The 10,397-nt window shown below is 61.8% G+C and carries 10 protein-coding genes, 1 tRNA gene and 1 rRNA gene; 5 read left to right on the plus strand and 7 right to left on the minus strand.

Annotated features, from left to right (window positions below):
- Nucleotides 1-61 precede the first annotated feature (61 nt).
- From HMPREF2690_RS03915 to pgm, 4 genes are all read right to left on the minus strand, one after another.
- Nucleotides 62-134 (minus strand) — tRNA-Ala (locus HMPREF2690_RS03915).
- Between the two features lie 152 nt (nucleotides 135-286).
- Complete coding sequence (locus HMPREF2690_RS03920; RefSeq protein WP_070422604.1) at nucleotides 287-1,078, minus strand: DsbA family protein; 792 nt, start codon at nucleotides 1,076-1,078, stop codon at nucleotides 287-289.
- 67 nt (nucleotides 1,079-1,145) lie between these two features.
- On the minus strand, nucleotides 1,146-1,628 hold the full coding sequence (locus HMPREF2690_RS03925) for a MauE/DoxX family redox-associated membrane protein (protein WP_256365999.1): 483 nt from the start codon (nucleotides 1,626-1,628) through the stop codon (nucleotides 1,146-1,148).
- 18 nt (nucleotides 1,629-1,646) lie between these two features.
- Nucleotides 1,647-3,272 (minus strand): phosphoglucomutase (alpha-D-glucose-1,6-bisphosphate-dependent), encoded by a 1,626-nt coding sequence (gene pgm, locus HMPREF2690_RS03930; RefSeq protein WP_070820229.1) that lies wholly within the window; start codon nucleotides 3,270-3,272, stop codon nucleotides 1,647-1,649.
- A 115-nt stretch (nucleotides 3,273-3,387) separates the two neighbouring features.
- Between pgm and HMPREF2690_RS03935 the strand changes: the two genes are divergently transcribed.
- Genes HMPREF2690_RS03935 through HMPREF2690_RS03955 form a run of 5 tightly spaced genes read left to right on the plus strand, consistent with a single transcriptional unit; the run spans nucleotide 3,388 to nucleotide 6,259 of the window.
- Complete coding sequence (locus tag HMPREF2690_RS03935; protein ID WP_070451242.1) at nucleotides 3,388-4,806, plus strand: alanine/glycine:cation symporter family protein; 1,419 nt, start codon at nucleotides 3,388-3,390, stop codon at nucleotides 4,804-4,806.
- Nucleotides 4,778-5,164: a CrcB family protein gene (locus HMPREF2690_RS03940; protein WP_246819504.1), complete on the plus strand. Its 387-nt coding sequence runs from the start codon at nucleotides 4,778-4,780 to the stop codon at nucleotides 5,162-5,164. The genes HMPREF2690_RS03935 and HMPREF2690_RS03940 overlap by 29 nt, the downstream gene beginning before the upstream one ends.
- On the plus strand, nucleotides 5,157-5,531 hold the full coding sequence (locus tag HMPREF2690_RS03945; RefSeq protein WP_070422608.1) for a fluoride efflux transporter FluC: 375 nt from the start codon (nucleotides 5,157-5,159) through the stop codon (nucleotides 5,529-5,531). Before HMPREF2690_RS03940 ends, HMPREF2690_RS03945 begins: the two co-directional genes overlap by 8 nt.
- Nucleotides 5,532-5,550: 19 nt before the next feature.
- On the plus strand, nucleotides 5,551-5,901 hold the full coding sequence (locus tag HMPREF2690_RS03950) for a CrcB family protein (RefSeq protein ID WP_083279448.1): 351 nt from the start codon (nucleotides 5,551-5,553) through the stop codon (nucleotides 5,899-5,901).
- The gene (locus tag HMPREF2690_RS03955) at nucleotides 5,894-6,259 is read left to right on the plus strand and encodes a FluC/FEX family fluoride channel (protein WP_070422609.1); all 366 of its coding nucleotides are present in this window, start codon (nucleotides 5,894-5,896) and stop codon (nucleotides 6,257-6,259) included. The genes HMPREF2690_RS03950 and HMPREF2690_RS03955 overlap by 8 nt, the downstream gene beginning before the upstream one ends.
- Nucleotides 6,260-6,262: 3 nt before the next feature.
- Here the strand turns inward: HMPREF2690_RS03955 and HMPREF2690_RS03960 are convergent, their stop codons facing one another.
- The 3 genes from HMPREF2690_RS03960 to rrf all read right to left on the minus strand — a co-directional run bounded on the left by HMPREF2690_RS03960 (nucleotide 6,263) and on the right by rrf (nucleotide 10,330).
- On the minus strand, nucleotides 6,263-8,806 hold the full coding sequence (locus HMPREF2690_RS03960; protein ID WP_070820245.1) for an ABC transporter permease: 2,544 nt from the start codon (nucleotides 8,804-8,806) through the stop codon (nucleotides 6,263-6,265).
- Between the two features lie 18 nt (nucleotides 8,807-8,824).
- Nucleotides 8,825-9,577 (minus strand): ABC transporter ATP-binding protein, encoded by a 753-nt coding sequence (locus tag HMPREF2690_RS03965; protein WP_070820230.1) that lies wholly within the window; start codon nucleotides 9,575-9,577, stop codon nucleotides 8,825-8,827.
- Between the two features lie 635 nt (nucleotides 9,578-10,212).
- A 5S ribosomal RNA gene (gene rrf, locus HMPREF2690_RS03970) occupies nucleotides 10,213-10,330 on the minus strand.
- Nucleotides 10,331-10,397: the final 67 nt, after the last annotated feature.

Below are 10,397 nucleotides of genomic sequence, written 5' to 3' on the forward strand. Positions count from 1 at the left end.
CAGTGTGGTGCGCTACCAACTGCGCCATAGCCCCGTATGTAAACGGTATGTAGTTGTGGAGTGGAGCTAACGGGATTCGAACCCGTGACCCCCACACTGCCAGTGTGGTGCGCTACCAACTGCGCCATAGCCCCTTGGAACTTTGGCCAATATACCGGGCCAGCCCGCCCCCGGCCAAATCGCCAGCCCCCACAAAAGGCGATATCGGCTTTTAGCCACCGCTTCAGGATGCGACCTGGGCAAATGCAGGCCGCTTGGGGCTAAAAGCCGATATTGGTCTTTGTGTTTAGCGGCTGGCCAGGACCTCCGGCCAGAAGTCACGCGGAGAGTCCTCCTTCTCGTCGAGGTTCGGGTTGCCCGTGATCTCTCGGAGTTCCTCAATATCGACGAGCTTTTCCACATCCTCGCCATCGACAAGCACGCGCGGGGTCCATGCCTCACCGGTCTTGTCTTCCTGGTACTTGCGGTTGTCGTCGCCAAGACGCTTCGCGGTGTCGATGAACTTGCCGTCGCGAATATCCTTCACAGCCTCATCGCTTGCACCGTAGTCTGCGGCCAGATCTGCGAAGCCGTTCTCGTCGTACTTGTTGTACGCCGACTGCTGGTTCTCAAACAGGAAGTTGCGCAAGGTGAACGCGGAAGAGAAATCGCCGTGGGCCAGCAGCGCCAGCTCGGCAGCCAGTGCCTTGGTGGAGTGGCCCGTCATGCCGCCATCGAGTGCGGTCATCGGGCGCAGGTCCACGTTGATTTCACCCGCGCGGACCTTCTCCAGCATCTGCTCATCGGTAGCAACGTGCAGGTCTGCACAGTGGGAGCAGGAGAAGTCTTCGAAAAGTTCAGCCTTGTTGGCATCCTTGTTTTCGCCGGTGATGTGGATGATGTCTTCTTCTTGGTTCCACTCGACGTTGATACCGGTGACGTCGATCATCTCCGCCTGCTTTGCAGCGCTGCGGTTTGCCTTGCCGTTGTAGACAATGATGCCGATGACGAGCAGGGCAATCGCGATAACAGCGACGACGGCCCAGATGAAGGCCTTGCTACCGCTCTGGTTCGGGTTTTGCACTTTGCGTGTGGTCACACGTGTCTCCTGTTGTTGGCGCCGCGATCACGGCGCGGTGGACGGGTACTGCGTACAACGGTCAAGTTTAGGGGTAAATTGCAAACTTCTTAAACGGGCGCCACATCATGAAGCCTGTGATGGCGATGTAGATGACATCGCGGAACACCGTAGCGAGCAGATTCGTCTCCCCTTCGCCGGCTGCGGACGGGTCGAAACAGCCACAGTCGATAACGAGTCCCCGCTGCCAAGCGGACAGCATGCCGATGATGAACAGCACGAGCACGTAGATGGACACCTTGCCCGACCAGCGCAGGTTGATGCCCAGCAGCAGCAACAAACCACCTGCGAGCTCGAGCGGCCCGATGATATGGGCCAGCAAGTCGGACCAGGCTGGGGTGAAGATTTCGTAGGCCTCGATGGTTTTGGCGGTATCCAGGTGGACACCAATTTTTGCCCACCCAGCAGAGATCCAAATGTAGGCCATGTAGAACCGCGCTAACGCGGACAACACGTCCAGGACCAGTGTTTTTGTGTCGCGCGTTGCAGGCGCGGCTGTCGTTGTGCTCACTCGGCTGATTCTACTCCCCTATTTGCCCAAGACCTGTGACACGAGCGCTTTGGCTTCTTCCTGCACCTGCGCCACGTGCTCCGCGCCGAGGAACGATTCGGCGTAGATCTTGTACTTGTCTTCGGTGCCGGAGGGGCGCGCGGCAAACCAGGCGTTTTCGGTGGTCACCTTCAGTCCGCCGATGGCCGCGCCGTTTCCTGGGGCCTCCGTTAGCTTTGCAGAGATAACCTCACCCGCCAGTTCACTCGCCTGCACTTGGTCGGGCGAAAGGGCCTTCAGGGTGGCTTTTTCTTCGCGGTTTGCGGGGGCGTCGATACGCGCATATGCAGGCGAGCCGTACTGCGCTTCGAGCTCGGCGTAGCGCTGCGACGGAGTTTTGCCTGTTACCACAGTGATTTCGGCGGCGAGCAGGTCCATGATCAGGCCGTCCTTGTCGGTGGACCAGACCTTGCCGTTTTTGCGCAGGAAGGACGCACCGGCGGATTCTTCGCCACCGAAGCCGATGGTGCCGCTGACGAGTCCTGGCACGAACCACTTGAATCCAACCGGGACCTCGACGAGGTCACGCCCGAGCGATGCGACAACGCGGTCGATCATCGACGAGGACACCAAGGTCTTGCCCACCGCCGTGTCCTTCGCCCAGCCGTCGCGGTGACTAAACAGGTACTCGATGGCCACGGCGAGGTAGTGATTCGGGTTCATCAGCCCGGCGTCCGGGGTGACAATGCCGTGGCGGTCCGCGTCGGCGTCGTTGCCGGTGGCCAGGTCGTACTTGTCGCGGTTATGCACGAGCGATGCCATGGAGTCTGCACTGGAGCAGTCCATGCGGATCTTGCCGTCGGTGTCCAGGGTCATGAACCGCCAGGTGGCGTCCACGCGTGGGTTGACCACCACGAGGTTCAGCCCGTAGCGCTCCCCGATCGCTCCCCAGTAGTCCACGCTCGCCCCACCCATCGGGTCTGCGCCGATGTGCAGGCCAGATGCCTTGATGGCGTCCATATCCACCACGCTGTCCAGGTCGGAGACGTAGTGATCGAGGTAGCCGAACTTCTCCGCACGCTCGTCCAGCACGCCACTGACCGATACCCGCTTCACGCCCCTCAGGCCTGCGGCAATGTATTCGTTGGCCCGGCGCGCAATCCAGTCCGTAGCTTCCGCCGGTGCGGGTCCGCCGCTTGGCGGGTTGTATTTAAAGCCGCCGTCGCGCGGTGGGTTGTGCGATGGGGTAACCACGATGCCGTCGGCGTTGCCGCCGGGGTGGGTCAAGATCGCGTGGGAGACGGCTGGGGTTGGGGTGTAGCGCCCGGCGGCGTCGACACGCACTGGCACTTCGTTGGCAATGAGCACCTCGAGCGCGGAAACCATCGCCGGCTCCGACAGGGCGTGGGGGTCACGGCCGATGTAGACCGGACCGGTGATACCTTCGCCGCGGCGGTAATCGACGATCGCCTGCGTCGTCGCCAAGATATGCGCTTCGTTGAATGCATTATCTAACGACGACCCGCGGTGACCCGAGGTGCCGAACACCACTTGCTGGTCCACATTGTCGGGGTCGATATCGCGGGTGTAGTAGGCGGTGACCAGCTCGGCAATGTCGATGAGGTCCTCGTCGCGGGCGGGTTGGCCGGCGCGCTCGTGTGCCATGGGGGCTCCTTTTGTTGCGGGCTGAGGGTGTGTATGGACAGCTCCATCATCGTCCGTGAATCTAAACTCTGCCAGTTTTATATTATTCGGCTATGCGTATGCTTTACTCTTCCGCATGGCTTCCACCCTCAACGACATTTTGAGCACTATCTCGTCCATCGTTTGGGGGCCTTTCGTCCTCATTCCGCTGCTGCTGGGCACTGGTTTGTTCCTCACTGTCCGGCTGCGCGGTATCCAGTTCCGCACGCTGGGTCGGGCGACGCGTCATGCGTTCGTCGATAAGGCTGAAGAGGGCGCGGGCGACATCTCCAACTACCAGGCACTGACCACCGCGCTGGCGGCGACGGTGGGTACCGGCAACATCGTCGGTGTGGCCACCGCGATCTCCATCGGTGGCCCTGGTGCACTGTTTTGGATCTGGCTCACCGGCATCGTCGGCATGGCGTCGAAGTACTCCGAGGCCTACCTGGGTGTGCGCTTCCGCACCACCGACAAGAAGGGCAAGCAGCAGGGCGGCCCGCACGAGTACCTGAAGACTGGTGTCGGCGGCGGCTTCGGCAAATTCCTCGCCGCCGCGTTTACCCTGTTCACCATCTTCGCGTCCTTCGGCATTGGCAACCTCGCGCAGGGCAACTCCATCGCCGCCGGCATGCACGACGCGTTTGGCATCAGCGCCAACGTGGCCGGCGTGATCATCTTCTTCGCCGTTGGCGCTGCCGTCCTGGGCGGCATTGAGGGCATCGGCAAGATCACCGCAGCGTTCGTACCGCTGATGATTGTCATTTACGTCGGCGGCGGCATCACCGCACTGGTACTTATGGCAGACCGCGTACCGGCCGCGATTGCCACCATCTTCACCGACGCATTCACCGGCACCGCTGCCACCGGCGGCTTCGTCGGCTCCGGCATCATGCTGGCCATCCAGTTCGGTGTCGCCCGCGGTATTTTCTCCAACGAATCCGGCATGGGTTCCGCCGCCATCGCCGCCGCGGCAGCCAAGACGCAGCACCCGGCGCGCCAGGCTCTCGTTTCCATGACGCAGACGTTTATCGACACCATCATCGTCGTCACCATCACCGGCCTCGTCATCGTCACCGCCGGCACCTGGGACATGGGCCGCGAGGAAGCCGCCATCATGACCGCCTCCGCCTTCGGCCAGGCACTTCCCGGCGAGTGGGGCAGCCTGATCGTTTCCGTGGCGCTGATCTTCTTCGCGTTTTCCACCATCCTGGGCTGGTCCTACTACGGCGAGCGCGCCATCGTGGCACTCTTCGGCGAGTGGGCGTCGATCCCCTACCGCATGTTCTTCACCGCCTTGTCCTTTGTCGGCGCGGTTGCTTCCCTGGAGTTGGCGTGGACCTTCTCCGACCTGTCCAACGGGCTCATGGCCATCCCGAACCTGATCGGCCTGCTCCTGCTGTCCGGCGTTGTGGTGCGCGAGACCCGCGAGTACCTCGCGTGGGATCCGCACCTGAAGAAGTCGCCGGAGGAGGTCGCGGCGTTCGTTGAGCGCCAGAAGATGGATTGGCACTAGGCTCGCGCCCATGCGTATCGACGACACCCTCACCACCACCTTCACCGTCGCCCTCGGCGCGGCGCTGGGCGCAGTGGTCAGACACCTCGTCATCCTCGGCGCCGCCCCCGGCTCTACCGCCGCACTGGCGCTGACCTTCGCGGTGAACATCGCCGGCTGCTTCGCCATGGGCCTGTTGAAGCCCGGCCCGCTGTGGGGCACGGGCTTCCTCGGTGGCTTAACCACCTATTCCGCCATTTCGGTCGCGGCGATGCAATCGCAGGCCATCGAGGCGCTCGGCATCATCACACTGAGCTACGCCACCGCCATCGGCGCGTGGTTCGCCGGCGACGCCGTAAGGGGCCGCCGCCATGCTTAGCATCCCCGTTCTCAGCCTCGCCCTTACCCTCGCCGCCGTCTTCGCCGGCGCACTGTTCGGCGGCGCCGCACGCTACGGACTAACCCGCATCATCCACAACGCCCACGCCGCCACCTTCGCCGCCAACGTCGTCGGTTCCACCGTCGCAGGCTTCGCCGTCACCACCCCGGCCGCGTGGCAGTTAGCACTCGGCGTCGGGTTCGCTGGCGCCCTGTCCACCTGGTCCACCTTTGCCAAAGAACTCGGCGAGCTCATCAAGGCCAAAAAGCACAGCGAGGCCCTGCGCTACGGCCTGTCCACCGCCGTGATCGGCATTGTCGCCGCGTGGTTCGGTATGCGCTGGGGGCTTCGCGCCTTCGGCGGATAACGGGTTACACTGAGCAGACGTGCAGATAACATCCCTGAAAACCGGCCTCATCGTTGCCCTCGGTGCGGGCTTCGGGGCGCTTGCACGCTTCATTTTGCTCATTTGGGTCAGTCCCGCCACCCCGGAAGCGCTCGCCCTGGCCGTCACCTTCGCGGTGAACCTCACTGCCTGCTACGCCATGGGGTATTTCGCGCCGGGCCCGTTTTGGGGTGTGGGCTTCCTCGGCGGGTTCAGCACCCTTTCTGCGGTGGCGTTGGCGTCGTCGCACACCTCGGTGTGGTGGGCGGCGTTCATCATCACGCTGGGTCTTAGCACTGCCACGTTGGCCTGGATGGCCGGAGATGCGTCACGGGTGAAGCACCATGTCTGACGCGACGTGGATGCTCGGCGCCGTCCTCGGTGTCTTTTTCGGCGGCATGCTCGGCGGGTTTGTGCGTTGGGCGATCATGGCCGTCGTGCACAACCTGTTGATGGCAACCTTCATTGCCAACATCGCCGCCTCCGGCATCATCGGCGTGGCAATCTTCCTGCCTTCCATGTGGCAAACCGCCGTTGGTGTTGGGTTTGCCGGCGCACTTTCAACACTGTCACTGTTGGCCCGCCAACTCGGGGCGTTGATTAAAGACGGCAAGTTCCGCCTCGCCGCCGAGTACGGGATAAGCACCGCGGCGTTCGCGGTGCTCGCGGCCGGAATCGGTGCACAGGTGGCGTCGTTCGCCACCCGCTAAGCCCTACTCCGCAATCGCATCCAGTGGCGGTGTCTTCGCAGCGCGCTGGCCCGGCCAAACGGCGGCAAGCAGCCCCACCACTACCGAGGCAGCCAAGACGGTGGCGATGAGCCCGGTTGGTACGGCAATCGTCGTCAAGCCTTGGCTCTCAAGCACCGTCAGGAACGCCCAGCCAAGCCCAAGCCCCAGCAGCACGCCAAGCACCGCGCCGTAGACCGTCATCTGCACCGACTCCAGCAGGATCATCGTGCGGATCTGTCTACGTTGCGAGCCCACCGCGCGCAACATACCAATCTCCTGCCTACGCTCAATCACGGACAGCGTCAGCGTATTCACAATGCCAAGCACCGCCACCACCACCGCCAGCGACAACAGCGCGTACAGGATGAACAGCATCTGATCGATCAGCGCCGTAACCTCGCCACTCATCTCCTCCGCGGAGCGCACCTGCACCACAATGTCGCCGCGCACCTCATCTTCCAGCCGCGCGCGCAGCGTCTCCAGATCAGTGGAGCCGTCACTGTCAACGCCCACCATCAACAAGCGCGTATTGCTTATCGACGACACCTTCGCCGCCGCCGAATCCGACACCACAAACATCTGCAACACATTCGACCCACTAAACAGGCCGGCAACCGTCACGTCGACGGTCTTTCCCGGAGCACTCGGTGCGGCCACTTGGACTGTATCACCGACCTTCCAGCCGCGCTCTTGGGCGATGTGCTCCGGTGCGATCAGCGAGTCACCAGTCAGCGATACGTCGCCGTCGACCACGTGGAGGTCGATAAGATCCGACGGGTCACCGCGCAGCACATCCGTCATCCCGACCGGCCCGAACTGGTGGCCAAACTCTCCGTCGACCGTGATCGGTGCCTGAGTGTACGACGCGATATTGCCCACACCGTCCACCTCAGCGAGCCTGTCCGGCAGATCCCCCGGCACCGGGAACGACCCCATCTCCGGGCCCATCAGCACGTAATCCGCGTTCACCTCACTTGCAGCCACATCGTCTACCGACTGCTTCATCGACGCGCCCAACATGCCAATCATGGTCACCAGCGCAATGCCCAACATCAGCGCGAACGCCGTTGTTGCGGTCCGGCGCGGGTTGCGCCGCGTATTCGTCGACGCGAGCCTGCCCACCTCCCCGAACGGTGCCCCGATGACACGCCCCAACGGAGGCACAACCGGCAGACTCAACGCAGGTCCCGCAAGGAACAGACCACTAATCACGCTCAACGCAGCCACACCAACCAGGATCGCCCGGTGGCGCGTCGCACCGTCATCCCACGCCATTGCGTAACCCGCCGCAACAACCGCCACAACGACTAATACTGCGCCAGCTATGGTGCGCCACATCAATGGCTGCGGCGTCGCAGCCTCGCTCGCCCGCATCGCCTCCACCGGCCGGACCTTGCCTGCCTTCCGCGCCGGCGCCAGCGCCGAAAGCACCGTCACCACCGTGCCGACGACCAGTGGCACCACCACCGCATCGGCAGACAGCCCCACTCCCGATTGTGGAAGTGGCATGCCAAACGAGTTCATCCCCGCACGAATCGCCAACACCAACCCGGCACCAGCCACCACGCCAAGCACCGAGCCCAACAACCCGACCAAAGCCGCTTCCAGCGCCACAGACCGCGTGATCTGCCCGCGCGACGCCCCCAACGCCCGCAGCAACGCAAACTCCTTCGTACGCTGCGCAACGATCATGGAGAACGTATTCGCAATCAAGAACGTGCCCACCAACAGGCCAACCAGACCAAACGCAACCAAGAAGTACGTAACAAAGCTCAGAGCGTCCCGAATCTGCTCCGTCGTTTCCTGCGCAACCTTCTCCCCCGCCTCTATCTTCAGTCCAGGAAACTCGCTGCGCAGGTTGTCCACAACCTCCGCGGCCCCCACGCCTTCCTTCGCCCCGACAGTGATCGCCGGGAACCGCTCGTCATAGGAGTAATAGTCCAAGTAAGTCTCTTCGGTTACCCCGAGGCGTAAAGAGGTGGCCTGCACCAGGGGGTCGTCGATAAGCCCAGTAATGCGCACCGTATTCCGACCATCACGGTCCACAACGATCAACTCTTGCCCAACATGCAGGCCATACTCATGCGCGCCATTGGCGTTGATCACCGCATCGCCGATCTCTTTCGGTGCGTGACCTTCGACCACCTCGACCGTTCGGCCAACCGTGTCCTGCGGCTCGTAATACACGCCCAGCCGCGAGGACCCGAGACGCGTCTGCACCGCCACCTCATTGTCAGTCGCGATAACAACCGACTCATCAGCCATCAGGTTCACACGATCAACGTCCCCATTCGCCCGAATGCCGTCGACTGTCTCCTTGTCTAAGGCACTTTCGCCCTCGGCTGGGCGCACCACCGCATCGACGTCGTCAAGCACAGTGTCTACGGCAGAGTCGAACGTCGACGACAGCATGTTGGTGAACATCAGCGCACCAGACAGGAACGACGTGCCAAGCACCACCGCCAACACCGTCAGCGCGAGCCGCAATTTGTGCGCTGCAAGGTTACGCAGCGACACCTTATTCATCGTGGAGTTCACTGGCCCCTAGTCCTCCATCGTCGCCATGACACCCAAAATGGCATCCATATCCGGGTTGCGCAGTTCATTAACGATGTTCCCGTCCCGCAAAAACACCACACGATCCGCATACGACGCCGCCCTCGCGTCATGCGTCACAATCACCACCGTCTGGTCATACTGATCCACCGCCGTCCGCAAAATGCTCAGCACCTCACGCGACGAGTTAGAGTCCAGGTTGCCCGTCGGCTCGTCACCAAAAATGATCTCCGGCCGCGACACCAACGCACGGGCACACGCCACACGCTGCTGCTGACCACCCGACAACTCCGCAGGCCTATGGCTCAGTCGCTTCGATAAACCAAGGCGTTCGGTGATCTCATCAAACCACTCCCGGTCCACCGATCGACCAGCAATATTTGTTGGCAGTTGAATGTTCTCGGCCGCTGTCAGCGTGGGCACCAAGTTAAACGACTGAAAAATGAAGCCCAACCGGTCACGCCGCAGCGCCGTCAGTTCCTTATCGTTCAACTGCGACAACTCCGTCCCGCCGACAAACACCTCGCCCGACGTCGCCGAATCTAGCCCAGCCATCACGTGCATCAGCGTCGACTTGCCCGATCCCGACGGGCCCATGATCGCGGTGAACTCCCCCTGTCGGAACTCAACGTCCACCCCATCGAGCGCAACAACTTCCGTGTCGCCCTGCCCGTAGGACTTTCTCAAGTTGACTGCTCGTGCTGCTGCGACGCTCACGTGATCCTCCCTGCGGCAATACATTCCTTTGCCGACTATACGGCCCGTGGCACATTTGGCCGATATCGTCCTTTTCCTCGAAAGGTCTTGTTACGTCCCCGGAGCCGATAATGCGGTTTTCGCCCCTCAAGCATTGCAGTTACGTCCCTATCCTGGCTGTACTGTATGCAAAACTCGAGGTCATATCTTTCGCTGGCCTGGGCAGAGTGTAAAACGCCGCGGCCGTGAAGCTTCATTTTGCATTTACTGCTGCGTGCTGGTGGCTCTAGTCGAGTCTTCGGTGGCGTGAAGTCGCTTCCCTCCGCATTGCGGACTAGTGGGTGGACACCAACTATGCAGTGGCATAGTGACGCCGGTTGTGTCGTTGAATCCGCATTGCAGACATTCTGACTCTGCATTGCGGACAAGTTGGTGGACACCAACTATCTCAGCGAGTGTGTTGGGCTGCTTTTCGAAGAGCGCGCCCCCGGTGTTGGTTTCTATTGTCCGCATTGCGGACAGGTAAGTGTGCACCAACTACTATGCAGTGGCATAGTCATACCGGCTGTTCTCTGTTCTCGCACTGCGCTGTCTGTAGTGCGGGGTGGGTATATGTAAAAAACACCCAGAGTGCAGCACGGGTAGTGCTGGTCTCTGGGTGTTTGTGTGTGAAGTTGTTGGGTCGGCGGTAACCTACTCTCCCACTCCCTCCCGGGAGCAGTACCATCGGCGCGGGCGGGCTTAGCTTCCGGGTTCGGAATGGGACCGGGCGTTTCCCCGCCGCTATCAACCACCGACACATCTTGGGGGTTGATGTGATCGTGATGATCAGTATTGAGATGTCATTGTGACAATGTGGGTGTGT

This window comes from Corynebacterium sp. HMSC034E11 (assembly GCF_001835905.1).
Lineage (GTDB): Bacteria > Actinomycetota > Actinomycetes > Mycobacteriales > Mycobacteriaceae > Corynebacterium > Corynebacterium coyleae.